The organism is Serratia sp. JUb9 (assembly GCF_014298095.1).
Lineage (GTDB): Bacteria > Pseudomonadota > Gammaproteobacteria > Enterobacterales > Enterobacteriaceae > Serratia_B > Serratia_B rhizosphaerae.
Map to the genome: position 1 here is coordinate 4441364 of NZ_CP060416.1, position 25820 is coordinate 4467183.

The window sequence follows — 25820 nt, forward strand, 5'->3', positions numbered from 1 at the left end:
CTTATTTTTCATAATTTAACTCCCAGAATGCCTTATCTCGCATCTTCTTAACCTGCTTATCGCCATCCACATACAGGCTAAAATGCTTCTCAAGCTGCCGAATCTGCCCCATCAACGATTCCTGCTCACCTTTATCATCGACGTTTAATACCGCCTTAATATCCGCATTCCTAATCTCCGAAACACGATGGATCACCCAGGTTAAAATATAGGAGGCATAATTATTTTCACCAGTCTTAAAGTGGGTAATTTCCTGCGTTGACAGGATCGCTCCTACGCCATACTCACGGCCTTCTTTAAGGATTTTACGCAGACTGGAAAAATCCTGACGCATAAAGTTATCGGCTTCGTCCACCAGAATCATTTTGGTGAGCTGTCGATAATCCCCTCGCACCACCGGTTTACCGCGCTTTTGCATCTGCGCGTAAAAAAGATCCAGTGTTAGTGCGACCACCAGGTTTTGCACTTCTGGCGGATAACCTGCTAATTCAATCACTGTAACGCCGTCAATCAATTCGTACAGACTGGTCATCTTCTCCGGGATGGTTTCGAATATCTTGTAACGCGCTAGCTTAGAAAGCGCTGCGTAAAGAGAATCTTCTTCAACCTTTTCCTGACTGAGGAAACGTTGCCATACGTCTTCAATCGTCGGCGCAGTTCTTGACCATGTTGTCGGATCTTCCGGCGAAATCCCCGCTGCTTCGTAGCATTCTAAAATCAGGTTTTCTAATTTAAGCTGCTGTTTATGACCCAGGCCATAGGCTTTCGCCATTGTTTCTGATAGTCCACCAGCGGTGTGGATCGGCAGCATTGGCGTATCGCCAAACAGAGATAATGGATTATAGGGCAGCTTAAATAGCTTGTACTTTTTAGCCCCCGTTGCATCCAAGAAAGCATCATCTACATAGTCCGACTTATAGTCGAAGATCAGCAGGCCGATTGGTTTACCATCAACGTTACAGGACTGATTGCGTATCAGTTGTGTGACCAGCGATTTAGTAAATTGGGTTTTACCGGTACCCATCGTTCCAATAATGCCGGTATTGGTATTCATAAACTTCGCGGTGTTGGTTGGCTCCCAATGTAACGGGCTCTGACGCGCAGCATCATGACCAAACAGGATCTGTAATGGAGTATCGCTAATATCAGGAATCGCCACCGGCACAACAGGCTGTAATGACTCCGGTTCCGAAATGGACTGTGCAGTAGCCGGTGTTGTGACTTCTACCACGATTTCGGGTTGTGACGGACTGGCATCACACTCTGGCTTAAGCCGATATTTTTCCGGCACCCGATGACGTTCCGCCAGCGGTGGTTCATCCCCCTGCGCAGCGATCAGCGAAGGTAGCAGTGAATAAGGGATTTCGATCTGTAAGATATTCTCCGCCGTCTCTTTATAAGAGGGACCAAAGCAGGTTGCGCTGTCCACATGCGCCACGACGAAGCCGTCCACATAGTCGACCAACTTACCTAACTGATAGTCGCCCGTTAACCACCATTCGCGTCGATCCAGCAAGGGAGCCAGTTTGTTGCTGTCCAGCACACCGTACAGACGCAATTTCTCCACCTGCATCAACACCTGACGAATAAAGAGCGCCCTGTAGAATTGTGATGCCAGCGTTTGTGGTTCCAGAATGTCCTGCTGTAAATAACGTTTCAGCTCACGAGCCTGTTGGCCTGCATAACTGTAGTCCGGTCGCGCCCCGGTTTTAACTTCCAGCGGCAACAAATAGAGGCTGTTTTCTTTGAATCCGACAAAGAGTACGTCATCAGAAATTGCACCTTTACGATACCCCTGTAAATTTCTCGATAAATCACTCTCTTTCATTTTCAGCCCGACATTGCCGGACACGCGGATCATTTCGGCTACCGATAGCGGAATCCAGCAAATATCGGACTGGTGCAACATGGATTGCACAAATTTGTACGCGCCTATAATGCCGTGTTTCTCTTTACGCTCCCTTTCACTGGAGCGCAGCATTTTCAGCAGCCATTCGCCATTAAAGGCATTAAATTCAGCCAGCAAATGCTGACTATCAACAGCAGGTTGCCCTGACTGATTTCCGGTCTGGAGCAACCGCAGGAACAAATCAACCTGTTTCGTGACGGTGACGGCATCGTAGCCTGCGCAACTGGTGTACTGGTCAGAATAGTGGATAAGCACCACATCTTTCTGACTGGTGAAAAAGTCGAGGGTGACTTTAGGATCAATGATGGTGGTCCAGAGCGCGCTGTTGTAGGAGTAATTGAGCAGCTGTTTAAAATTGCCACTCACGGCCAGGCCGATCCCTTGTCCATGATACTGGCTGTTGCTTTGACGTGCGGGTTGCCACAGGCAGCCGATTAGTCTGGCAAGACGCAGGGCGCAGTAGGACTCAGTATCCACATCTCGCAGTCCAAACGCGGTAAAGTAAGCATCCCCCTGCGTTTCGGCACCTTCCCCAGCGATCAACCCATGACACAATACCCCGCTAGACGCATCTTCAATGCGGATCTGGCGGCAATCCACAGGTGCTGTATTGGTGAAAAATGCCAGATGCGCATAGGCCAGCTTGTCGCTTTCTGATGGCAGGACAAACTTGCTGAACGTTAACCGGCTACGCAGCAGGTCAATCAGCATATCGGCTTCCGCCCGCCATACGCCACTGTTCAGATCGAGATCGTTTTTAAGCTGCTCATAACTACCACTTTCGGCAAAGTGATCGAACATATTGGGTAGCAAACGTTCATCGTAGCAGTTCACATGCACCGAAATAGCGTGCTCTTTTTCTTGCTTAAAATATTCTACTAATCCCAGAAACAGTTCTTTGGCGTTCCCTTGATTAATGGCATTGATAATCAGCGCACTGTTTTCAGCGTTCTGGAACAATCGAGCGTAGGCGTCCGTGAACTCATTGAGTTTGTCTTTTACCAGACGTTTAACGTAGTCATGGCTGACCTGCCGCTGGGGAACCGCGTCAATCCAGAAACGGTTTTCCTCCACCGGCTGTAGTTGGGCGTATTCATGCTCACTGTGGTAAACAAACGGCATTAACCCGGAAACCATCAAGCGATCAAGAGTGATCGGCGGTAGTGTGGCAAATGAAGCCGAATCGTGCTGTTCCGACTCCGCAACGATAGCTTCTGCCAGTTGTAGATGGTAGGCCAGCACTAATGGGTGCAGTGGTGAGAGACGCTCATGGCTATCATTGCGGCAGATCCCCAGATGCAGAAGACGTTTCTCATGCGCTGTCAGCGCTCTGCTCAGGCCGATTTGCTGGAGTGACTGTTCAAACGTAGTAACAATGTAGCTGACCAGTGTGCGATATTCCGCTGACCACGACACCAGACTCGGTAGGGTAGTACGACGCTGATAGTAGGCAAATAACTGCTCATAGGCGTTATAGAGATCGGGGTAACTGACAAGAAGTTCATCCAGCGCAAACTCGCTATCATCACTTCCCGTACCCAGCAGACGTCGCTCAATTAATGAGGCTTCCAGTATCAACAATTGCTGACGAACACCGACAACCTTGTGTTCGGTGTTATCAAGAATGATACGTCCCTTCAATCGATTCCAGGTTGCATTACCCTCTTCTTTGAACAGCTTATTGAAACGACTCTGGTCGAAAAGTAGCGGCAGCGTTAGCCCTTCTTCAGCTCCCGGCCCCTCAATGTTAAACGACAGACGGGAATCGCCGGAAACGAGCGCAAACTGAACCAGGTCACTTTGATTCGCCAGCGTCTCAAAATTCACCTGAGCATAATGCTGGCAGTCGATGTCTTCGCTCTCGTCATCCAACGTACAGGTCAGGTTGCCAGACTCGGCAATACGCAGCGTGTTGTCTTCCAGTTGCAGCGTTATTTGTCCTTTACCCGGCTCAACTCGGTAGCAGTGCTGAATATCGTTTAGCCAGAATTGTCCCTGCTCGACCAGCAACAGGCGGAATTTATACTCTTCGGCTGAATTATTGCGGTTGGTCAGTTCGAGACTAAAGAAGCAGGGATGCCCGTCAAAAGGCACCGACGCCATAATGCGGGAAGTCTTGCCTCCCGCACGGCTGGTGCGCCAGAAAGACATGTTCTTTAACTGGCGATGATGGGCAATCTTTATCTGGTTATCCTGAAGATCGTTGCCCTGAAAGCTGAACTCCAGCTCCGCTTTTGATTGCCCCGGCTGTACTTGCACCAGCAGGCTGATGTCGCGTTTGCCTGCCTTACTGGCGCTTTTCGCCCGTTGCCAAATCTCGCCGTTTTCGACGGAGACGTTCTCCAGCACCAGTTTTTGTTCACTGTTCTGCTCTTTCTCTTTCCTGTAGTCGGAGAAATCGAGCTCACGCCAGTCTTCTTTATCGACGAAGTGTTCCTGAATGAACTTAGTACTGAATTCAGTCAACACATTCTCCAGTTGCCCACTGTAGCGTTCAACGCTGTCTTCTATCTGGCGATATAATTTCCGGTTTTCATTCAGTCGGGTGCGTAGCTGTTTCTGGCTATAGTTCAGTAGTTCATCATCTTTAAACAGATGAAGCTCGGAGAAATCCAGATTGCCATCATCCAGCAAGCGATACAGCGACGAGAAACCAAATACGGTAGCGCCTTCATCCAGTACCGTCGCCAGTTGATCCTCCAGCAAACAGCGGGACAATTCCGAACGGTTGCTGTCGGTAGTAATGAGCTTTTCCAGCTGATGGCTAAAGGTTTGTGGATACCAGATAGCATCCGGTGCTGCCACGTCTTTGGTGCTGTTAATCAGGGTATCGAGCATACTGTTATGAATAATCAACAGTGCCGTTTGGGCAAAAACGCCGCTGCGCCCTGCAACTTCATCGCGCAAATGAGAAATGTAGTTTTCTGTGAATGCTGGAGCCTCGGCACCGTGCAGTACAGGAATAAGCTGAACACCATTGCAGGGAAGGCAATCAATATATTGCCCTGGCACAATTTCCAACTGATTGCCGTCCGCCAGAGAGACGAATGCTTCCCAGAGTTTTAGGGCATTATCGGGATCGGGAGATTTGAACTGGTAGCGCTCGCCGGGCTGAATGATGCCACCTACCCATTCAATAAAGGTTTCGGCCAGATAGGTTTCATACTGTTTTACGGACATACACGGCGTCTCCACTATCACTCATTCGCTCTACATTTCCCATGCGTTCATAAAACGCCACCAGCGTTTGCGCCGACTGGTTATCCAGATAAAAACCGCGCTGTTCAAAACCACGCAGCAATTCGTGCAGGCGGAGTTTGTCATTTTTGCCCACAGTGAGATTGGTCAGCAACAGAAGACGATCCTGATTCAGCACCAGCACTTTCCCTGCCCGACCACGCACCTGAATGAAGTCAGTGCAAATCTGGTTTTCCAGCTCATTAACGTATTTACGATTTACCGTCGCGCGGTCAGTTTTTTTACCCTGGAACTGCTCTAAGGCAACGGATAAGAGCTGTTTGAAGGCATTTTCCAGGTTTGTTGCGCGTTCACGAAGCGGGAGGCCGCGATCCACAATAAAGTCCTGCAAATAAACGTTAAGGTCATTTAGTACTCGAGCAGATGAGTCTGAATCATTCAGAGTATCTTGATAAATCTGCCATAACGGACGCTTTTTCTGTCCTTTTCCCCATTGCAAAACCTCAAGTACAGAGAGCACGGGGAACAGTTTTTCGCTCTGGCTGGCGAATAGCTTATAGCCATAACGTTTCACCTTTTCCCGTTCAGAGCTGGCTTTTTCGCTATCAAGAATAAAAAACAGCGATTTGCTTTGTGGTTCGCCGTCCTGCCAGTTGTCCAGATTGAGCGCCAGTTGAGCGCACCAGCTAAAGGCGTACAAACGTAGGGTGTTGGTCAATTCTTGTAAAAGGTATTGTGGGTGCTCCGCCAAAAACGCCAGATCGGACTGAAAACACGTGACCATATACGGAAGATAGGGTTGCTCTTCGGCAAAAGGTCCTTTCCCCAGCAATTTTATTTTTTCATTGAGCTTATTCAGCATTTGCTGCTCAATGAAGTTCAGTCTGTCCTGTATGGGGTAACGAAGGCTGAAATCGCCCATCAAATTGGCAAACAGCGTACCCAGACGTTTATCTGCCGTAGATCCCGCACTTATTTTTTCGCCCACAAACTGAGCGTGAAATAGTAAAAAAAGAGGAGATACACGGAAAATATCCTGACTGGAAAAATACATCCGTTCCAGCACCGACCAGAATGCAGGCTCATCAAGCAGCTCCTGCATATGTGTTTTACAATCTTCACGGAATTGGTCAGGATCGTAGGCTTCAATTTTACGTTTCAGGGCGTAGCTAAGGGCCAGTCCGGTGACGAATTGCCAGCTAATATCGTTGTTTTTATTGCGTACAGGCAGGTAACTATCCAGTTGATTGTTACCCACTTTTAACTCGGTTGCGATAGGATACATTCTGCTACCCCTCCATACCGCTAATAGTGATCATATCGTCATCCGCCTTTGCACGATAAACCCGTTGTCTGCCATCATAAAATTTGATTTCGCTGCTGGATTTGGCCTGCTCCGCGATCAACTCAACAATTTCATCCAGTAACACGATGGCATTTTTATCGTATTTATTCGGACGATAGCCATTATTCAACTTGTCCAATAATTCGAACAAATTAAGCCCGATATGGATATGCGGTAGTGGATTTTGCCCCACCTTTAAATAGACATCGAAGCCAGTTGGATGAGCCGTATGTTTATTACGGATAGCATCCCAATCAGGCTTTACCTCCACCGGTGCGGTTATTTTGACCCCACCAAACTCACCCAAAAAGAACTCTTCTTTTTGCATACTTAATTCAGGTGCTTTGCGGTTAGCATAGCGCTGGATACCCGCGATAAGCTCAAAAGCATAAAAGCGATTCAGTGATCTTTTTTGCTCCGGATCTGCTGTGTAATTTCTATGCAAATGCCAGATTTCTGAGTAACGTTCAAACAACGATTCGTTAAAGAACGCGGAAAATTTCCGATGATAATCATTACCCAATGACTCGTACTGCAACAGCCAGAAAAGCCGGATCAAGGAGGTTGCGTCACCAGACTTAACGTTCTGGCGATCAAACTTAATGTGCAACGGCTCAAGTGCGGCTAAAAAATCATCGAGATCAGCGTCAACTAGTCCCAATTCATAGCGCAAAACAAACTGATCAAGTTCATAGGTGTGCAATCTGGCGGGATCAAAATCGGAAACTTTTTTAATCAGATCATTTTCTGCACCGATGAAGAGATTATCAAATAAGTAGCCAGGCCCCATCAGCAGATGATGCAAAAAATCCAGCAGCGTTCGGGTCGTTACAAACTGGTCTTTAATTAATCGCGCTTTAAAGAGCTGCGTAATTAATACACTCTGCACGCCTGGCATACAAAGCAATTTAAAGTTTGCGACCTCTTTTAGATCTGGATTAATTGACTCATCGCGCCGAAAAATAAACTGAAATAAATTATTATCATCATCACGAGTTAAATTATCTAATAAGGTCTTAATAAATGATGAATATTGTTTATTTTCGTCAAACTGGAATTTAGGGTAATGTTCAAAATCAAAAAAAGAACAATTCTCGTTACGGTAAGGACGGCTTTCATCCTGCTGCCCTGATAAAAATGAGTCAATTGCAGACCGGATCACCCTGTGGCATTCAGCGCCTTCTCGGGCAAAGTTAGCAAGCATTCCGGTGTTGATGCCAATGAGCAATGGAGATGACTGCTGCTGATGATTAGCAAATAACTCATTCAAAGCATCAATGGCTGATTGTCGAGGGGCAAAGCTATGAGTGGCATCCAGATGGAAAATAAACCGCCGCTGGTAACGCGGATCTGACTGACAGCGGGTTAAAATTTCGGACTTTCCGTCCCCGCTACTACCGCACAAAAAAATGATTTCACCGGGTTTAGCAACATCCAGATAGCGTTGTAACTCGGCTTCAATCTCTTGTTTAACAAACAGTTGTTCCTTTAACTGATCGAACTCATCCTTCTGACGGTGTGTCACGGTGGTGACGGAAAACGAAGATGACTTCGCAAGTACACCCAACGCTTTACGTAATGTGATTGCGCTCATGAGTTCATGTTCTCTAAAGTAAGAATTCACCTATTGTATAAAAGCTAACCCATGATATCTATAGGCTCTTTGACACAGTCATTACGAGCGATTTCAACATCGTATCTTTCCCTATCCGTACAACGTTACCAATGATACAAAACACATCCAGAGACGGGGGTCAAACCCAAAACCATCAACTAGCCTCCAAAGCGAGGCTAGTTGATGGTTGATTAGTTTTATCTTAATTAAACATATACTCTAAATATTACCCCGATTGATCTTCGCATAGTCAAACGGCGTAATCGCTCTCTCCCGATTCGCATCCAGAAAATCAGCCCACCACTGCAACATCAGCTTGCGTTCGTCCAGATGTTCCGCTTTATGGATATACGCCGCCCGCACCGAATTGCGTTCCATATGGCTCATCTGCCTTTCAACCGCATCCTTCGACCATAGCCCTGACTCAATTAACGAACTACAGGCCATTGTACGAAAGCCGTGACCGCAAACCTCAACTTTGGTGTCATAACCCATCACCCGCAGCGCACTATTCACCGTGTTTTCACTCATCGGTTTGCGGGGATCGTGATCGCCAATAAAAATCAGCTCATGCTCGCCGCAAAACTGTTTTATCTGCTTCAGGATCGCCAGCGCCTGTTTAGAAAGCGGTACCAGATGCGGTGTACGCATCTTTGATCCTCGCTGAGAATGTTTCACGCCGGGAATAAGCTCTCGCTCAGGCGGGATGGTCCACATTGACGTTTCAAAATCGATCTCTGACCAGCGAGCAAAACGCAGCTCACTGGACCGAATAAATATAAGCAGAGTGAGTTCAGTTGCCCACCGGGTTAGCGGCCTGCCGGTATAGCCGTCTATTTTCTCAAGTAACTCAGGTATGCGCTTTAATTCCAGCGCCGGGCGATGTTGTCGATTGCCAGATGCGACGGCTCCAGCCATCTCCTGCGCCGGGTTGTAATCAATCAACCCGCTTTGCACTGCATAACGCATGATGGCCGTGGTACGCTGTTGGAGACGAGAAGCCACCTCAAGTCGTCCAGACAGTTCCACCGCTTTAACGGGTGCCAGTAAATCACGAGTACCCAATTCAGCAATGTTGCGAGTACCAATTGCTGGGAAGATATTATCCTCCAGGCTCTTTTTTACGCGATCAGCATGATCTTCCGACCATTTTTGATTGGTCGCGAGCCACTCTCTGGCAACCTTCTCGAAAGTAATAATCTCTTTCGCCTGCTCTTCTTTTACAGCACGCTTATGTTCACGGGGATCAATGCCAGCAGCAACCAGCTTTCTGGCCTCTTCCCGCTTATGTCTCGCATCCGCTAACGATGTTTCAGGATAAACCCCAAATGCCATCAGGTGCTGCTTACCGCCAAAGCGAAAGCGGAAACGCCAATACTTTGAGCCATTGGGGTGAACAAGCAAAAACATGCCATCACCGTCTACTAGTGAGTATTCCTTCACTTCAGGTTTTGCCGAACGCACTTTGGTATCAGTCAGGGCCATGATGGTATTCCTTCCATATGCTGCCGTGAGTATATAAGCATTATCGAACCAGCATATATACTCGGTTCTATACTCACAAGCATGTTGATGTGGGGTAACTCAGATTGACGTCGGTTGACTGAAAAGCGGGGCAAAGCCTTGCGGGGACTGGATTTTAGGCATAAAAAAAGACCTCAGTTGAGGTCTATTTACATACTTATGGTGCCGAAGGCCGGACTCGAACCGGCACGTATCTCTACGGTTGATTTTGAATCAACTGCGTCTACCGATTTCGCCACTTCGGCACTGAAGTAGAATGCGGAAAACGGGTGCATTATACCTGCCAGCTATCGGGGTGCAACAGTTATCACCGATTCAACGCGTTAAGTGCCGAAAAAATCAGCGTAGCCCGGCGTCGCGCCGATCGCGCCCCTCTCCGCCGTCCGTTTCCCCTCCTCAACGCTAACAAAAGATGTTAGCCGTCACATTATTTATCACAGCGTTTTGTGCACGCCTCTTTATCAACGTTACTCAATTAATATAAATATTTTCAACCAATTAACTACCTACCCGCCATCCATCCCCTGCGCGCTATTTGTGACAAATATCGCTTACTTGTTAAACCAGATCGTCAACTATCTTCGCTGATAACAAAAAATAACAGCCGCGCGTTCTGCAGGCGTCAGCGGCCAACAGGAGAGAGCATGATCCCATCCGAACGCCGCGATTTTATCTATCGCTACGTGCATGAATATCAGCTGGTGCCCATCGCCGCGCTGACGGAGCTGATGAGCGTGTCCCATATGACGGTGCGGCGCGATATCCGCGTGCTGGAGGAAGAGGGCAAGGTGGTCAGCGTCAGCGGCGGCGTGCGCCTGAGCGATGCGCTGCGGCAGGAGCTGGCCTACAACGAAAAAATGCAGCTGCACCACCGCCATAAGCGCGCCATCGGCAAATACGCCGCCGGCCTGGTGGAGGATGGCCAGGTGGTCTATCTGGACGCCGGCACCACCACCTTTGAAATCGCCCGTAACCTGGCGGAGCGCTTCAACCTGACGGTGGTCACCAACGACTTCTCCATTATCCAGCACCTGATGAACCGCCCGCAGCTCAGCCTGTTTCACACCGGCGGGCAGGTGGACCAGCGCAACTACTCCTGCGTCGGCAACAGCGCCGCCATGCTGCTGCGCACGCTGAATATCGACGTGGCGTTTATCAGCACCAGCTCCTGGGACCTGGAGCACGGGCTGTCGACGCCGCATGAAGAAAAAGTGCTGGTGAAACAGGCGCTGCTGGAGGTGGCGCGCCGGCGGGTGCTGGTCTCCGACAGCAGCAAATTCGGCAAGTACGGCATGTTCCGCGTCTGTCCGCTGGAGGCGCTGGACGACATCCTGTGCGACGCCGCGCTGGCAGCGGAAACCCAGCAGCAACTTAACGATCGCGGGCTGCGCCTGCACTGCGTCAACCTCTGATACGCGCCGCAAACGGCGCAACAACCATAACAACACACCTTACAGGGAACAGGAGTAACACCATGAACATTATTATTACCGGCGCCGCCGGCTTCCTTGGCCAGCGTCTGGCCGCCGCGCTGCTGCAAAACAACGTCCTGCCGTTCGAACGGCTGATCCTGGCGGACATTAATACTCCGCGCCCGCCGGTAGAAGACGCGCGCGTGCGCTGCGTGGCGCTCGATCTCAGCCAGCCGCAGGCGGCGGAAATGCTGATCGACGCCGACTGCGGCGTGTTGTTCCATCTGGCCGCCATCGTCAGCAGCCACGCCGAAAGCGACTTTGACCTCGGCATGCAGGTCAACTTCGATGCCACGCGCCAGTTGCTGGAAGTGGCGCGCCGCAAAGCGCCGGCGATGAAGTTTATCTTCACCAGCTCGCTGGCGGTGTTCGGCGGCGAGCTGCCGGCGCTGATCGATGACGGCTGCGCGGTGACGCCGCAGTCCTCCTACGGTACACAAAAGGCGATGTGCGAACTGCTGATCAACGACTACGCGCGCAAAGGCTTTGTCGATGGCCGCGTGCTGCGCCTGCCGACCATCAGCGTGCGGCCGGGCAAGCCAAACAAGGCGGCCTCGTCGTTCGCCAGCGGCATTATCCGCGAACCGCTGCACGGTGAAGCGGCGGTGTGCCCGGTATCGCCGGAGCTGACGCTGTGGCTCTCCAGTCCCGGCCGCGTGGTGCAGAACTTTATCCACGCCGCCACCCTGCCCGCCAGCGCCTTCGGCGTCTCGCGCACCGTCAACCTGCCCGGCATCAGCGTCAGCGTGCGCCAAATGCTGGCGGCACTGCGCGAGGTCGCCGGCGAACGGGTCAGCAATCTGGTGCGCTTTGAGCCGGACGAAGCGATCAACCGCATCGTCGCCAGCTGGCCGGGTAACTTCGACGTGCGCCGCGCGCTGGCGATGGGCTTTGGCGCCGATGAAGATTTTCAACAGGCGATCCGCGCTTTCCTGCGCGATGAGCAGGCGCAGGGCGAGGGCTGAGCATGGAATTGTATATTCCGATTATCGGTCTGGCGGTGGCGGTGTTCGTGCTGGTGTTTCTGGTGCTGCGCACCCGGGTGCACGCGCTGATCGCCATGCTGATCGCCGCCTCCATCGCCGGCATCTCCGGCGGGCTGAGCGCGGTGCAGACGGTGGATACCATCACCAAGGGCTTCGGCTCCACCCTCGGCAGCATCGGCATCGTGATCGGGCTGGGGGTGATGATGGGCCGGGTGCTGGAAGTCTCCGGCGCGGCGGAACAGATCGCCTACAGCTTTATCAAATGGCTGGGTAAAAAGCGCGAAGAGTGGGCGCTGGCGATCACCGGCTATATCGTCAGCATTCCCATCTTTGTCGATTCGGCGTTCGTTATCCTCTATCCGCTGGTGAAGGCGCTGGCCAAAAAGGGCCAGCGTAACCTGCTGACGCTGGGCGTCGCTCTGGCCGGCGGACTGATCATCACCCACCACGCGGTGCCGCCGACGCCGGGGCCGCTGGGGGTGGCCGGCATCTTCGGCGTCGATATCGGCGCGATGATGCTGGCCGGGCTGGCGCTGGCGGTGCCCTGCGTGGTCGGCATCGTGCTCTATGCCCGCTGGCTGGGCAAGAAGTACCCGGATTTTCAGCCGAGTATGGATGACGAGGCGCCGCAGGATCTGCGCGTCGCCCACGATAACTACCTGGCGGAAAAAAGTGCCAAGGCGCTGCCGGGGCTGATGCTGTCGCTGCTGCCGATCGTTACGCCGATCGCGCTGATCTTTATCAACGCGGTCAACGGCATGCTGGCGAAGCTCGACGGCTTCAGCGGACTGACGGAAAGCCTGTGGGGGCAGACCTTCGCCTTCCTCGGTTCGCCGGTGATTGCGCTGGCGATCAGCGTACTGCTGGCGGTCAGCACCCTGATGCCGAAGGTCGATAAACATCAAACGCTGGAGCGGCTGGAGGAAGGGCTGCAGTCGGCAGGGATCATCCTGCTGGTGACCGGCGCCGGCGGCGCGCTGGGCGCGGTGCTGCGCGAAAGCGGCACCGGCAACCTGCTGGCGCAGCACGTCGCCAGCCTGCCGCTGTCGCCGGTGCTGATCCCGTTCTTTATCGCCACGCTGGTGCGGCTGATCCAGGGCTCCGGCACCGTGGCGATGATCACCGCCGCCTCCATCTCCGCACCCATCGTCAGCCAGCTGCCGGGCATCAACATGCTGGCGGCGGCGCAGGCAGCCACCATGGGCGCGCTGTTCTTCAGCTACTTTAACGACAGCATGTTCTGGGTGGTGAACCGCATGATGGGCATCAAGGACGTGAAGCAGCAGATTATGGTGTGGTCGGTGCCGACCACCATCGCCTGGGCGATCAGCCTGGTGGGCGTCGTGCTGCTGGACTGGCTGCTGTAACGCACCGGGGCGGACGCCGGTCTCAGCGCCCGCCTCGGCTTTAGGAAAAATCTTTACTATCATATCGTTATACCGGAAATGTGAACTGGCAGGCATAATTGCAGCTTGTCGCTCCCCCGCCGGGAAGGGGCTTGACCTCGATCAAGTCCCCCCCACCTGCCGCTGGCTATGATTCGCAGCATCATTGTTCACATGTTTAGATAAATCTCCCATGCCGCGCTGGGCATCATTGCCGGCTATGCCGGCAGCAGCGGGTCGATGGCGAGCTATCAACACCCTGGGGGGCGATAATGAAGTACAGAATAAATGCCTTTCTTGATTATGACGCCACCGAAGGTTCACTCCGGCTGAATGACGGCGGTAAGTCCGATACCCAGCTCACCATCACCGCCAACGCCCTGCTGTTCTTTATTATCCAGCATCCCGGCGTTATCAGCCGCGACGACGTTATGAAACGCGTCTGGGACGATAACGGCCTGGTCTCTTCCAACAGCAACCTCAACCAGTATCTGAGCATGCTGCGCAAGGCGTTCCGCCGCTACGGCATCGACAACGTGATCGTCACCGTATCGCGTGGCCGGCTGGAGCTGAACCCCGAGCTGCAGATAGAGGTGATTGACGACGCACCGCTGCACCCCGCCGTGCTGGCCAGCGAACCCGCGCCGCCTGCCGCAGAGCCGGCAAGCGCGCCGCCGTCCGCTGCCGCCGGCGAACATGACCACTACTGGGGCTACAGCGGCGCGGTTCTGGTGTTGCTGGCGCTGGCGCTGTTCGGCTGGTCGTGGAGCAACGGCCGCAGCCTGACGCCGCTGCGCTTTTCACAGCTGGCGCAGACGCCGGTCGAGGTGTTTTCCACCGACATGATGCTGGACCAGCGCATGCGCAATAATTACCTGCAGAACTTTAACGCAGTGAAGAAAAAGAAAGGCATCAAATACCATAATGGGGAGCAGTTTCTGTTCTTTTACGGCGATAAGCTGCAGTCCAACGGATTAGGCCGCACCTTCCTCGCGCACTGCGTCAAACATCAGGATAATTCGTTCAGCTACTGCGATAACTATTTTTATTATTCATGGAAGCCAGTATGAAAAAATTAGTCTGGGGGAAATGCTTTTTCTTCGGCTCTGTGCTGTTGCTGCTGCTGGCAATATTTATCGCCGCCCGGCACGAAGCCATTTGGCGTAACGATCTGTTAAACTGCTCCACCAAAGCGATTATGCATTTTGAAGATACCGAGACCGAATCCGTCAACGTTAATATCCATTTCAGCTTTAACGCCGACAATAAAGGTTCGATCGTGGTAGAAGGCTATTCCGACTCCGCCGCCGGCTGGCTCTATTTACAGCGCTACGTGCAGTTTGATTACACCAGCAAGCGTATCTCGCCCGGCACCCGCTATTACCGCATCAACCGCTGGGTCGCCAGCAAGTCCTCCATCGACCAGTCGCCGGACGTGATTTTTGACTACTTTATGCGGGAAATGTCAGACAGCCACGACGGCCTGCTGCTGGCGGTGGAGCAAATCAACCCGCGTACGGTCTTGCTCAGTTCAATCAACTCGCCGCTGTATATCTGCACGCTGAAGCCCGGCGCAGCCCACTGATTCCCTTTCCTTTACTCTGTTATTTGCGCGGTGTTTTACATGTACGGCACCGCGCTTTGCGCCTCTTCGCTGCATCCCTTCCAGGTTAACCCGTCCCCTTCTCTGCTGAAACCGCCCGCCGCCACGTTTAAGGCCGGGGCTGCGGCCGGATAAAAACTTGCGCTGGGCCACACTCTGCGCCCTGCCCGGTTACCGAAAAAATCCGGCTGATAACAACTTTATTAACAAGCTTGAGACGGGGAGTGATGAAACGCCGCAGCCGCCTTTTTTCACCAGTAAGCACGGCTATTACCCGCAAGAAAATCAGCATTAACAGATAAATTAACGGGGTGATTAGCGTGAAAATAAGATGTTTAAACTAAATATGTCGAACATATTGAATTTATATTTTGCATTATCACTTAAGGGGTATAGTGCCAGTGACTGGCCGTATCAGGGGCAAATGGCCCACGGCGCAGTCGGGTGATGACCCCATCAACTGACTTTGTGGAGGAAACAATCATGGGTGATGCATTAGGTCTGATCGAAACCAAAGGGCTGGTGGCCTGTGTGGAAGCGGCGGACGCCATGTGTAAAGCAGCCAACGTCGAACTGATCGGCTATGAAAACGTCGGTTCCGGGCTGGTGACCGCGATGGTGAAAGGCGACGTCGGCGCGGTGAAGGCAGCGGTCGACTCCGGCGTGGAATCGGCGCAGCGCGTCGGTGAAGTGGTGACTTCGCTGGTGATTGCCCGTCCGCACAACGACATCAACAAAATCGTTATTAAACACAAGGCATAACGACCTGAATCGGGAGAACGATCATGGGTGACGCATTAGGATTGATTGAAACCAAAGGGCTGGTGGCCTGCATAGAAGCGGCAGACGCCATGTGTAAAGCGGCCAACGTGGAGCTGATCGGCTACGAGAACGTCGGTTCCGGCCTGGTCACCGCGATGGTGAAAGGCGACGTCGGCGCGGTGAAGGCGGCGGTCGACTCCGGCGTGGAATCGGCGCAGCGCGTCGGTGAAGTGGTGACCTCGCTGGTTATCGCCCGTCCGCACAACGACATTCAGAAAATCGTCGCACAGTACAAAGTTGCCGAATAACCAGGAGCCGTACATGAAAGACGCACTCGGATTGATCGAGACCAAAGGGCTGGTGCCGGCGATTGAAGCCGCCGATGCCATGTGCAAGGCCGCCAATATCGCGCTGATCGGCTATGAGAACGTGGGTTCCGGCTTGGTGACCGTGATGGTAAGAGGCGACGTCGGCGCGGTGAACGCCGCGGTGGAATCAGGCCTTGAGGCCGCCGGCCGTATCGGCCACGTGGTCTCTTCGCGGGTGATTGCCCGCCCGCATAACGATATTGAGAAAATCGCCGCTAAACATAAAACCTGATAACAGCCGGGAGAATAGTTAAAGCACGATAGACATTATTACCCTACCGCCGAGAGTACCCATTAATTTCCTATTCAGGGGAATAGACTAATGACGACATTAGATCCGGATTTACAATCTATTCAGCAGGCGAGAAATTTAATTAATAACGCCAAACAGGCGCAAAAAATATTCGCCGGTTATTCACAGGAAAAGATCGACGAAATTATTAAACAGATTGCGCAATATGCCGCTCAGCACGCGGAAGAGTTAGCTAAGCTGGCGCATGAAGAAACCGGCTTCGGTAATTGGCAGGATAAAGTATTAAAAAATATCTTCGCCTCCGAGCACGTCTATTCGCATATTAAAGCAATCAAAACCGTCGGTATTCTGCACGACGATCGGGAAACCAAGGTGATGGACGTCGGCGTACCGCTGGGGGTCATCACGGCGCTGGTGCCATCCACCAACCCGACCTCGACCATTTTCTACAAAACGCTGATTGCCCTGAAGGCCGGCAACGCGATTATCTTCTCCCCGCACCCGAACGCCCGCCAGTGCAGCCAGCGGGCGATTGAAGTCGTCAAACATGCCGCCCTGCAGGCCGGTGCGCCGGCCGGCATCGTCGACGGCCTGACCCAGCTGACGCTGGATGCGACCAAAACCCTGATGCACAGCAAAGACGTGGCGCTGATCCTGGCGACCGGCGGCGAAGGCATGGTGCGCGCCGCCTACAGTTCCGGCACGCCGACCATCAGCGGCGGCCCGGGCAACGGCCCGGCGTTTATCGAGCGCAGCGCCGATGTCAAACAGGCGGTCGGCGACATCATCACCAGCAAGACCTTCGATAACGGCGTGATCTGCGCCTCTGAGCAGTCGATCATCGTGGAGAAATGCATCTATCAGGATGTGCACCGCGAATTGCTGGCGCAGGGCGCGTACTTCCTGAATGACGACGAAGCCCGCCGCCTGGCCAATATTCTGCTGCGGCCGAACGGCATGATCAACCCGGAAATCGTCGGCAAAACCGCGATCTACCTCAGCGAGCGCGCCGGCTTCAACGTACCGCCGAACACCCGGGTGCTGATCGCCCTGCAGGACAGTGTGTCGCGCAGCAACCCGTACGCCCGTGAAAAGCTCTGTCCGGTACTGGGGCTGTATATCGAAGAAGACTGGATGCACGCCTGCGACCGCGTGGTTGAGCTGCTCACCAACGAAGGCCTGGGACATACGCTGGTGATCCACACGCAGAACCAGCAGGTGATCCGCGAGTTTGCGCTGCAAAAACCGGTGCACCGCATTCTGATCAACACCCCCGCCGCGCTGGGCGGCATCGGCGCCACCACCAACCTGATACCGGCGCTGACCCTCGGCTGCGGCGCCGTCGGCGGCGGTTCCACCTCCGATAACGTCGGGCCGCTGAATCTGATCAATATCCGCAAGGTCGGCTACGGCGTGCGCAGCATCGACGATCTGCGTCAGCCCGCCCGGCAGAGCAGCAGCCAACCGGACCACAACACCAGTATTTTCGCTGACTCACGCTTCCAGCAGGGGCCGCAGGCCGGCGCGCAGTCGCCGTGCGCTCAGGCCGACGACCGTTTCGGCGCGGTAAGCCCGTCGGCGGCGCAGGCGGCCAACGACATCAACGAAGAAAACGTCGAGCACATTATCAAAGCGGTGCTTGGCCGTATGTCCCGGTAACACGGCAATAAGAGGTGATAAGCAATGATTCTCGCAAGGGTAACCGGACACGTGGTGGCCACACAGAAAAGCGACGAACTGCGCGGCAGCAACCTGCTGCTGGTGACGGCGCTGGGGGATGACCTGCAGGCCATCAAAGACCGGACCTATGTGGCGGTCGACAGCGTCGGCGCCGGGGAGGATGACCTGGTGCTGGTGGAGGAGTATTTCGCGCTGAACAAAGAGCGCTACAAGGCCATGTCGATCGTCGCCATTGTCGAGAAGGTTCACCGGGAGCGTTAAGAGGAAGCAGGCATGAATGAATTTCTGATTAAGCCAAAAATCCATTTCGGTGCGGACGCACTGAACGCGCTGCGGGATCTGCCCGGCCGTTCGGCGTTTTTGGTGACGGATCAGGCGATGGTGAAACTGGGGATGGCGGAGCAGGTGACGCGTCTGCTCCAACAGCAGCAGGTGCGCTGCCGCCAGTATGACAGCGTCGCCTCCGATCCGGATATCGCCGCCATCGTCAGCGGGATGAAGATGATGGACGACGACTACCCCGAGCTGATTATCGCTCTGGGCGGCGGCTCGGTGATCGATGCGGCCAAAGCGGTGATGTACACGCTGTGGCACTGTCGCCAGGAGAGCCGGCGTCCACGCCCCTGCTTCGTCGCGATTCCCACCACCAGCGGCACCGGCTCTGAGGTCACCAGCTTTTCCGTCATCAAAGCGCGCAGTGAAAAGCTGGTGCTGGTGGATGAGTTTATGCTGCCCGACGTCGCCATTCTTGACCCGCAGCTGGTGGCGTCGGTGCCGCCGGTGATTACCGCCGACACCGGCATGGACGTGCTGTGCCATGCGCTGGAAGCCTATGTCTCACGGCGCGCCAGCGATTTCAGCGACGCGTTGGCGGAAAAGGTGGTGCAGCTGGTGTTCCACCATCTGCTGCCCTGCTACCAACAAGGCAGCGATATGCTGGCGCGCGAGAAAATGCATAACGCCTCCTGCATGGCCGGTATGGCGTTCACCAACGCCTCGCTCGGGGTCACCCACAGCATGGCGCACGCCCTCGGCGGCATGTTCGGCGTACCGCACGGGCGGGCCAATGCGCTGCTGATGCATGAGGCCATCGCTTTTAACGCCGATCTGGACGGAGAGTGCGCCACCCCCGCCGCCCATAAATATGCCGCACTGGCGCGCCTGCTGGCGCTGCCGGCCGCCAGCGCGCGCGAAGGGGTTAACAGCCTGCTGGTGGCAATCGCCACGCTGAAACAGGAAATGAACATGCCGGCCAGCCTGCACGCTGCCGGGCTGGACGAGCACCGCTTCCAGGTCTGCCTGAACGAAATGGCGCATCAGGCGCTGCATGACGGCTGCACGCCAACCAACCCGCGTGAGGTCAGCCTCGCCGACCTCGAAAGCATGCTGCGCCGCGCTTACCACGGTGCCGCCGGCAACGACCCATCATCAAGCTTACGGACTTTGCGCGACAACGTGCAAGGCGAAGGAATCAGGAGATATTGAACATGGCACACTATGCACTGACGCCGCGCGTACAGCAGCTGGCGGAACGCTTTTTATCCCAGAACAGCACCATCAGCACCGAGCGCGCCAGCCTGCTGGAAACGCTGCATGACGACGTGGCCGGCCAGCCGGCTCAGGTTCGCCATGCCCGGCGCTTCAATGAGCTGGTGAAAAAACTGCCCGGCTATATCGGCCCGGATGAGCTGATTATCGGCAGCCAGTCCTCCGCCCCGCGCGCCGCCATTTTCCACAGCGAAAGCGAGCTGCGCACCCCTTCCACCTTTACCGCACCGGGCCAGTCCTCACCTGACTATCTGGCGGTGATTACCAAAGGCCTGAGCGCCATCGGCGCCGAAATGGAAGACCGCGCCAGAAGTATCGGCAGCGCGGTCAGCCGCGGCGCACTGGATGAAGCCAACCAGTGCCGCGCGATAATTTACGCCTGCAACGCCGTCGTTCATCTGGCGCAGAAGCTGGCTGACAAAGCGGAAAATCTGGCCGCGGTGGAAAACCACCCTTACCGTCAGGCCGAGCTGCGCGAGGCGGCCGCCATTCTGAGAAAAGTGCCGGCGCAGGGCGCAGGCAGCTTTAAAGAGGCGTGCCAGGCGTTCTACCTGTTCCAGCTGGCGCTGCACCTGGAAAACGGCAGCTACGCGGTCAGCCCGGGCGGTTTCGACAAGCTGCTGTACGGCTTCTACCAGCACGATATCGCTCAGGGCATCCTGACGCCGGCGCAGGCCTATGAGATCGTCGAGTGCCTGTGGTTAAAACTGTGCGAGCTGTCAGAAGTGCGCGCCCCTTGCGAGCAGGACGGCTACCCGATGTTCGACGCCATGCTGCGCGGCGTAAGCATCGACGACCCGGCGCTGGTCATTAACGAACTGTCCGCCATGCTGCTGGCCGCACGCCGCAACCTGGAAAGCGTCAACCCGGCGCTGCGCGTCCGGCTGTTTGGCAGCCGGTCCGCCTCCCCTATTCAGCACCATGCCGCCGCCGGCACGCAGCCGGCACCAAGCGCCGGTCAACTGATGCCGGGCCTGACGCCGCGTCTGCAGCGCCTGCGCGACAATTACCTGGACGCCCGCCCGAGCGTCTCCATCTTCCGCGCCCTGGCCTTTACCGAGGTGGCGAAAAACAACCCGGGCCTGCCGACCATTCTGCTGCGCGCCAAGTCGTTCCGCGCCGCCTGTGAAAGCGCGCCGATCCTGATCCAGCCGGACGAACTGATCGTCGGCCACCCGTGCGGCAAACCGCGCGCCGGCGCCTTCTCGCCGGATATCGCCTGGCGCTGGGTGAAGGACGAGCTGGATACCATGAGCACCCGCCCGCAGGATCCGTTCGAGATCGCCGAAGAAGACAAACAGATCATCCGCGAACAGATCGTACCGTTCTGGGAAGGCCGCTCGCTGGATGAGATCTGCGAAGCGCAGTACCGCGAGGCCGGCGTCTGGTCGTTCAGCGGCGAGACCTTCGTCAGCGATCTCTCCTACCACCAGATCAACGGCGGCGGCGACACCTGCCCCGGCTACGACATCCTGCTGTTCACCAAGGGCATGAACGGCATCAAGGCCGACGCCCAGCAGCGCCTCAACGCGCTGAGCATGGAAAATCCGGAAGATATCGACAAGATCTACTTCTACAAGGCGGCGATCGAAACCTGCGACGGCGTGATGAACTATGCCAGACGCCTCGCCGACAAGGCGCGCGAGCTGGCGTCGCAGGAGCACGATCCGGCGCGGCGCGCCGAGCTGCTGACCATTGCGGAAACCAACGACAACGTGCCGGCTAACCCGCCGCAGACCCTGCAGGAAGCGCTGCAGAGCATCTGGACGGTGGAGTCGCTGTTTGAAGTGGAAGAGAACCAGACCGGCCTGTCGCTGGGGCGTCTGGATCAGTACTGCTACCCGATGTACCAGGCGGATATCGCCTCCGGCCGCCTGACGCAGGAGCAGGCGTTGGAGATGATGCAGGCGTTTATCATCAAGTGCGCCGAGCTGATGTGGATGTCCAGCGAACAGGGCGCCAAGTACTTCGCCGGCTATCAGCCGTTTATCAACCTGACCGTGGGCGGCCAGAAGCGCAGCGGCGGCGACGCCTGTAACGAACTGACCTATCTGATTATGGATGCGGTGCGCTTTGTCAAAGTGTACCAGCCGTCGCTGGCCTGCCGCATTCACAACCAGTCGCCGCAGCAGTATATGGAAAAAATCGTCGAGGTGGTGAAAGCCGGCATGGGCTTCCCGGCCTGTCACTTCGATGATTCCCACATCAAGATGATGCTGCGTAAAGGGTTCGACTTTGAAGACGCGCGCGACTACTGCCTGATGGGCTGCGTGGAGCCGCAAAAATCGGGCCGCATCTACCAGTGGACCTCCACCGGCTACACCCAGTGGCCGATCGCCATCGAATTTGTGCTCAACCGCGGCCGCATGGTGCTGTTCGACAGCTATCAGGGCCTGGATACCGGCGAGCTGCACACGCTGAAAACCTATGAGGACTTTGACCGGGCGGTGAAGGAGCAGGTGGCGCATATCGTCAAACTCTCCGCCATCGGCACCGTAATCAGCCAGCGAGTGCACCGCGACGTCGCGCCCAAACCGCTGATGTCGCTGCTGGTGGAAGGCTGTATGGAAAAAGGCCTCGACGTCGCCGCCGGCGGCGCGGTGATCAACCACGGCCCCGGCCTGATCTTCTCTGGCCTCGCGACCTATGTCGACTCGATGGCCGCCATCCGCAAGCTGGTGTATCAGGATCGTAAATACACCCTGGAGCAGATCCGCGATGCGCTGCTGGCCAACTTCGAAGGCTACGAACAGCTGCGCCGCGACTGTCTGAACGCGCCGAAGTACGGCAACGACGACGACAGCGTGGATCAGTTCGCCCTCGATATCACCGAGTGGACGGAGCGCGAATGCCGTCAGTACAAGATGCTCTACTCGCGCCTGAGCCACGGCACCCTGTCCATCTCCAACAACACGCCAATCGGCGAGCTGACGGCGGCGACGCCGAACGGCCGTCTGGCCTGGATGCCGCTGTCCGACGGCATCAGCCCGACCCAGGGCGCGGACAAACAGGGGCCGACCGCCATCATCAAGTCCGTCAGCAAAATGAACGTGGAGACCATGAACATCGGCATGGTGCACAACTTCAAGTTCCTCAAAGGGCTGCTGGACACGCCGGAAGGCAAGGGCGGGCTGATCACCCTGCTGCGCACCGCTTCGATTCTCGGCAACGGCCAGATGCAGTTCAGCTATGTCGATAACGAGGTGCTGAAAAAAGCCCAGTTGGAGCCGGAGAAATACCGCGACCTGATCGTGCGGGTTGCGGGATACAGCGCCTACTTCGTGGAGCTGTGCAAAGAGGTTCAGGACGAAATCATCAGCCGTACGGTGATTGAGAAGTTCTGATATTGCGCCGGGGATGACGCAGGGAGGCGTTATCCCACCGCCCGACTAATGAGGTAACGATAACCATGGATAACATGGAGCAAAAGGGTCGCATCTTTAACATCCAGAAATACTCGATCTATGACGGAGACGGTATCCGCACCCTGATTTTTTTCAAAGGCTGCAACATCCGCTGCGCCTGGTGCGCCAACCCTGAAGGGCTCAGCAGCCAGTTTCAGGTGATGTACTCCCGCGACAAGTGCGTGGACTGCGGTCAGTGCGTCGATGTCTGCCCGGTGGGCATCCACTCGATGATCAAAAACCCGCAGGGCGACCCACAGCATCGGGTTGACCGTCAGATCGACTGCATCGGCTGCCGCAAGTGTGAAGAGGTGTGCATCAGCGACGCGCTGGACATTATGGGCAAAGACGTCACGGTGCGGGAGCTGATGGACATCATCCTGCAGGACGTCGACTTTTACTACGCCTCCGGCGGCGGCGTGACGCTGGGCGGCGGCGAGCTGAGCCTGCAGGCGGACTTTGCTGTCGCGCTGCTGACCGAATGCAAAAAAATGATGATCAACACCGCCATTGAGACCAACGGCACCACGCCGCTGGCCAACTACGAAAAGCTGGCGACCTGCACCGATATGTTCCTGTTCGACATCAAGCATATCGACAGCGACCGCCACCGCGAACTGTTCGGCGTCGGCAACGAAGGCGTGAAGCGCAACCTGGAGCGCCTGGTGGAGCTTGGCGCCCATATCGTGGTGCGTATGCCGCTGGTGCGCGGTTACAACGACTCCTACGACGCCATCACCGGCGCGATTGACTATGTCACCGCGCTGGCGCGGCACGGCAATATCAGCCGCATCGACGTGCTGCCTTACCACCAGCTGGGCAACACCAAATACGACCGGCTCGACATGGTCTATCCCATTCAGCACGACCCCAGCTACAGCGAGCAAGAGCTGGATCAACTGGCGGCGTTTTTCCAACGCTTTGATTTCGACATCAGACTGGTAAGGCACTAAGGAGAATCACATGAAGTTAAGCCTGGGAGTCATTGAAACCTACGGCCTCACCGCCGCCATTCAGGCCGCCGACGCGGCCTGTAAATCCGCCTCGGTCACGCTGCTGGGTTACAAGAAGATCGGCGCCGGTCTGGTTAACGTATTCCTCGGCGGCGAGATCAGCGCGGTGAAAAGCGCCGTTGACAGCGGCGTCGCCGCCGTCGGCCAGCCGACGTTTATCCGCGGCCGGTTGGTTATCGCCCGTCCGGGCCAACAGGTGGTAGCACTGCTGAATGGTCTGGCGGGTAACGCCCTGACGCCGTCAGACGACGATGCCGCCATCGCACCGAGCGCCGCCGCAGCCGCTCCGGCCGACAAACGGGACGATGCCCCGCCGCCGACCGCCGAGGCTAAACAACCCGCGCGCACCGAAAACCGGGCCGGCGGCAAAAAGGATCAGAAATAACGACAGCGTCTCTTAACAGTCAGGAACAACCCTATGTTTAAAGCATCGTTACTGGAAAAGGTGCGTCACAACCTGGCGCAGGCGCAGCCGCTGCCGTCGGAGATGGCAATCCCGGTTGGCGTCTCCAACCGCCATGTCCACCTGTCGCAGCCGGATATCGAGGCGCTGTTCGGCCCGGGTTACCAACTGACGCAGCTGAAGGAACTGCGCCAGCCGGGACAGTTCGCCGCCAAAGAGTGCGTGACCATCGTCGGGCCGAAGGGCGCGATTGGCAAGGTGCGGGTGCTGGGGCCGGCGCGGGACGTTTCGCAGCTGGAAATCTCCAAGGCCGACTGCTTTACCCTCGGGGTGAAAGCGCCGGTGCGCGAGTCCGGCCAGCTGCAGGCCTCCGGCGACGCAATGTTGGCCGGCCCGGCGGGCTATGTCGCGCTGCGTTCGCAGGTGATTTGCGCCCAGCGGCATATCCATATGTCACCGCTGGACGCCGCCCGGCTGGGAGTGAGCAACGGTCAGGCGGTGCGGGTCAAAACGGCAGGCCAGCGCGCGCTGGTCTTCGACCAGGTGGTGGTGCGCGTGAAAGACAGCTTTGCGCTGGAACTGCACATTGACACCGATGAAGCCAACGCCGCCGGACTGGCCTCCGGCGACAGCGTCACGCTGGCGGGCTGAGGGGGCGATGATGCAAGACGACACTCTCGACCGCATCGTGAATGCCGTACTGATGCGTATGCGGCCGCGGCTGTTGCTGCTGCTCACCGCCGCAGACGGCTACCACGAAATCATTCTGGCGCGTTTGCAGCACTGTCGTCACTTCGCGCCGCAGGTGCTGTTTGCCGACAGGGCGCAGGCTGTTCACCCGGCAGACGCCTGGCGGCAGCTGGGCCACGTTGTCACCCTGGAGGAGATGGCGCAAGTCGGCGCGCTGGAAAACATCGATCGCGTCATCGCACCCTTCCTGGATTTCGCCACCGCAGCGGAAGTCGCCCACGACCTGTTTCAGTCTGAAGCCGCTCGCTGCATTCAGCTGGCGCGGCTGCATAACACGCCGGTGCTGGCGCTGGATTACAACTGCAATCCGCACAGCGAATTAAACCGGCTCAAAGGGCTTGGCCGCAGCGCAGACGCGCACTCGCTGGCGGACAATCTGCCCCGGCTGGCGCAGCGCGGCATACAGTTCTGCAGCCTGGATCAGATGCTGTCACCGGCGGTGCCGCCTGCGGCCGACGTCGGGACGGCCGGCGGCTATATCACCCTCAGCGAACTCAAACAGCGCAACGGCCGCTGCCCGCCGGGCGCCAGGCTGACCGATCTGGCGCTGGAATACCAACGAGGAAGCCAATAACCAAAAAAAACATTCCCCCAACGTTATG

At 55.7% G+C, this 25820-nt stretch carries 19 protein-coding genes, 1 tRNA gene and 2 pseudogenes; 17 read left to right on the forward strand and 5 right to left on the reverse strand.

Going from position 1 to position 25820, the window contains the following annotated elements:
* Position 1: 1 nt before the first annotated feature.
* From dptH to HF675_RS21010, 5 genes are all read right to left on the reverse strand, one after another.
* Positions 2-5089 carry a DNA phosphorothioation-dependent restriction protein DptH gene (gene dptH / locus HF675_RS20990; protein ID WP_187043726.1) on the reverse strand — a complete coding sequence of 1696 codons (5088 nt, stop codon included), beginning with the start codon at positions 5087-5089 and terminating at the stop codon, positions 2-4.
* Positions 5070-6392, reverse strand: coding sequence for a DNA phosphorothioation-dependent restriction protein DptG (gene dptG / locus HF675_RS20995; RefSeq protein ID WP_187043727.1), 1323 nt, complete (start codon positions 6390-6392; stop codon positions 5070-5072). Before dptG ends, dptH begins: the two co-directional genes overlap by 20 nt.
* Before the next feature lie 4 nt (positions 6393-6396).
* Entirely contained in the window at positions 6397-8046 is a 1650-nt protein-coding gene (dptF, locus tag HF675_RS21000) for a DNA phosphorothioation-dependent restriction protein DptF (RefSeq protein WP_187043728.1), read from the reverse strand.
* Between the two features lie 240 nt (positions 8047-8286).
* Positions 8287-9552 carry an integrase arm-type DNA-binding domain-containing protein gene (locus HF675_RS21005; RefSeq protein WP_178996084.1) on the reverse strand — a complete coding sequence of 422 codons (1266 nt, stop codon included), beginning with the start codon at positions 9550-9552 and terminating at the stop codon, positions 8287-8289.
* Between the two features lie 199 nt (positions 9553-9751).
* A tRNA-Leu gene (locus tag HF675_RS21010) sits at positions 9752-9836 on the reverse strand.
* A 399-nt stretch (positions 9837-10235) separates the two neighbouring features.
* Here HF675_RS21010 and HF675_RS21015 point away from each other — a divergent pair.
* The 17 genes and pseudogenes from HF675_RS21015 (at position 10236) to HF675_RS21090 (ending at position 25792) form a co-directional block, all read left to right on the forward strand.
* Complete coding sequence (locus HF675_RS21015; RefSeq protein ID WP_187043729.1) at positions 10236-11003, forward strand: DeoR/GlpR family DNA-binding transcription regulator; 768 nt, start codon at positions 10236-10238, stop codon at positions 11001-11003.
* 62 nt (positions 11004-11065) lie between these two features.
* Positions 11066-12028, forward strand: a complete 963-nt coding sequence (gene denD, locus HF675_RS21020) for a D-erythronate dehydrogenase (RefSeq protein WP_187043730.1) — start codon at positions 11066-11068, stop codon at positions 12026-12028.
* Between the two features lie 2 nt (positions 12029-12030).
* Positions 12031-13416 carry a GntP family permease gene (locus HF675_RS21025; RefSeq protein ID WP_187043731.1) on the forward strand — a complete coding sequence of 462 codons (1386 nt, stop codon included), beginning with the start codon at positions 12031-12033 and terminating at the stop codon, positions 13414-13416.
* Positions 13417-13706: 290 nt separating this feature from the next.
* The gene (locus HF675_RS21030; protein WP_105229592.1) at positions 13707-14504 is read left to right on the forward strand and encodes a winged helix-turn-helix domain-containing protein; all 798 of its coding nucleotides are present in this window, start codon (positions 13707-13709) and stop codon (positions 14502-14504) included.
* Entirely contained in the window at positions 14501-15019 is a 519-nt protein-coding gene (locus HF675_RS21035; protein WP_187043732.1) for a FidL-like protein, read from the forward strand. The genes HF675_RS21030 and HF675_RS21035 overlap by 4 nt, the downstream gene beginning before the upstream one ends.
* Positions 15020-15520: 501 nt before the next feature.
* Positions 15521-15799 (forward strand): BMC domain-containing protein, encoded by a 279-nt coding sequence (locus HF675_RS21040; protein WP_015670698.1) that lies wholly within the window; start codon positions 15521-15523, stop codon positions 15797-15799.
* Positions 15800-15822: 23 nt separating this feature from the next.
* On the forward strand, positions 15823-16107 hold the full coding sequence (locus HF675_RS21045) for a BMC domain-containing protein (RefSeq protein ID WP_015670697.1): 285 nt from the start codon (positions 15823-15825) through the stop codon (positions 16105-16107).
* 13 nt (positions 16108-16120) lie between these two features.
* Complete coding sequence (locus HF675_RS21050) at positions 16121-16399, forward strand: BMC domain-containing protein (RefSeq protein WP_105229590.1); 279 nt, start codon at positions 16121-16123, stop codon at positions 16397-16399.
* A 90-nt stretch (positions 16400-16489) separates the two neighbouring features.
* The gene (locus tag HF675_RS21055) at positions 16490-18079 is read left to right on the forward strand and encodes an acetaldehyde dehydrogenase (acetylating) (protein WP_187043733.1); all 1590 of its coding nucleotides are present in this window, start codon (positions 16490-16492) and stop codon (positions 18077-18079) included.
* Between the two features lie 24 nt (positions 18080-18103).
* Complete coding sequence (locus HF675_RS21060) at positions 18104-18361, forward strand: EutN/CcmL family microcompartment protein (RefSeq protein ID WP_105229588.1); 258 nt, start codon at positions 18104-18106, stop codon at positions 18359-18361.
* Positions 18362-18373: 12 nt separating this feature from the next.
* The gene (locus tag HF675_RS21065; protein ID WP_187043734.1) at positions 18374-19585 is read left to right on the forward strand and encodes a 1-propanol dehydrogenase PduQ; all 1212 of its coding nucleotides are present in this window, start codon (positions 18374-18376) and stop codon (positions 19583-19585) included.
* Positions 19586-19587: 2 nt separating this feature from the next.
* Positions 19588-20541 (forward strand): annotated as a pseudogene (locus tag HF675_RS24015) (pyruvate formate lyase family protein); the annotation flags it as partial.
* Between the two features lie 72 nt (positions 20542-20613).
* A pseudogene (gene cutC, locus HF675_RS21070) lies at positions 20614-22992 on the forward strand (choline trimethylamine-lyase); the annotation flags it as partial.
* A gap of 65 nt (positions 22993-23057) precedes the next feature.
* A complete protein-coding gene (gene cutD / locus HF675_RS21075) occupies positions 23058-24005 on the forward strand; it encodes a choline TMA-lyase-activating enzyme (RefSeq protein WP_187043736.1) in 948 nt (315 codons plus the stop codon).
* 10 nt (positions 24006-24015) lie between these two features.
* The gene (locus HF675_RS21080; RefSeq protein WP_187043737.1) at positions 24016-24450 is read left to right on the forward strand and encodes a BMC domain-containing protein; all 435 of its coding nucleotides are present in this window, start codon (positions 24016-24018) and stop codon (positions 24448-24450) included.
* Positions 24451-24483: 33 nt separating this feature from the next.
* Positions 24484-25119, forward strand: a complete 636-nt coding sequence (locus HF675_RS21085; RefSeq protein ID WP_370569824.1) for a phosphate propanoyltransferase — start codon at positions 24484-24486, stop codon at positions 25117-25119.
* Between the two features lie 7 nt (positions 25120-25126).
* Positions 25127-25792, forward strand: coding sequence for a hypothetical protein (locus HF675_RS21090; RefSeq protein WP_111737828.1), 666 nt, complete (start codon positions 25127-25129; stop codon positions 25790-25792).
* The last annotated feature ends 28 nt before the right edge of the window (positions 25793-25820 follow it).

Coding starts and splice junctions, on each gene's coding strand:
- dptH (WP_187043726.1), bottom strand. CDS start 5,089: ATGTCCGTAAAACAGTATGAAACCTATCTGGCCGAAACCTTTATTGAA.
- dptG (WP_187043727.1), bottom strand. CDS start 6,392: ATGTATCCTATCGCAACCGAGTTAAAAGTGGGTAACAATCAACTGGAT.
- dptF (WP_187043728.1), bottom strand. CDS start 8,046: ATGAGCGCAATCACATTACGTAAAGCGTTGGGTGTACTTGCGAAGTCA.
- HF675_RS21005 (WP_178996084.1), bottom strand. CDS start 9,552: ATGGCCCTGACTGATACCAAAGTGCGTTCGGCAAAACCTGAAGTGAAG.
- HF675_RS21015 (WP_187043729.1), top strand. CDS start 10,236: ATGATCCCATCCGAACGCCGCGATTTTATCTATCGCTACGTGCATGAA.
- denD (WP_187043730.1), top strand. CDS start 11,066: ATGAACATTATTATTACCGGCGCCGCCGGCTTCCTTGGCCAGCGTCTG.
- HF675_RS21025 (WP_187043731.1), top strand. CDS start 12,031: ATGGAATTGTATATTCCGATTATCGGTCTGGCGGTGGCGGTGTTCGTG.
- HF675_RS21030 (WP_105229592.1), top strand. CDS start 13,707: ATGAAGTACAGAATAAATGCCTTTCTTGATTATGACGCCACCGAAGGT.
- HF675_RS21035 (WP_187043732.1), top strand. CDS start 14,501: ATGAAAAAATTAGTCTGGGGGAAATGCTTTTTCTTCGGCTCTGTGCTG.
- HF675_RS21040 (WP_015670698.1), top strand. CDS start 15,521: ATGGGTGATGCATTAGGTCTGATCGAAACCAAAGGGCTGGTGGCCTGT.
- HF675_RS21045 (WP_015670697.1), top strand. CDS start 15,823: ATGGGTGACGCATTAGGATTGATTGAAACCAAAGGGCTGGTGGCCTGC.
- HF675_RS21050 (WP_105229590.1), top strand. CDS start 16,121: ATGAAAGACGCACTCGGATTGATCGAGACCAAAGGGCTGGTGCCGGCG.
- HF675_RS21055 (WP_187043733.1), top strand. CDS start 16,490: ATGACGACATTAGATCCGGATTTACAATCTATTCAGCAGGCGAGAAAT.
- HF675_RS21060 (WP_105229588.1), top strand. CDS start 18,104: ATGATTCTCGCAAGGGTAACCGGACACGTGGTGGCCACACAGAAAAGC.
- HF675_RS21065 (WP_187043734.1), top strand. CDS start 18,374: ATGAATGAATTTCTGATTAAGCCAAAAATCCATTTCGGTGCGGACGCA.
- cutD (WP_187043736.1), top strand. CDS start 23,058: ATGGATAACATGGAGCAAAAGGGTCGCATCTTTAACATCCAGAAATAC.
- HF675_RS21080 (WP_187043737.1), top strand. CDS start 24,016: ATGAAGTTAAGCCTGGGAGTCATTGAAACCTACGGCCTCACCGCCGCC.
- HF675_RS21085 (WP_370569824.1), top strand. CDS start 24,484: ATGTTTAAAGCATCGTTACTGGAAAAGGTGCGTCACAACCTGGCGCAG.
- HF675_RS21090 (WP_111737828.1), top strand. CDS start 25,127: ATGATGCAAGACGACACTCTCGACCGCATCGTGAATGCCGTACTGATG.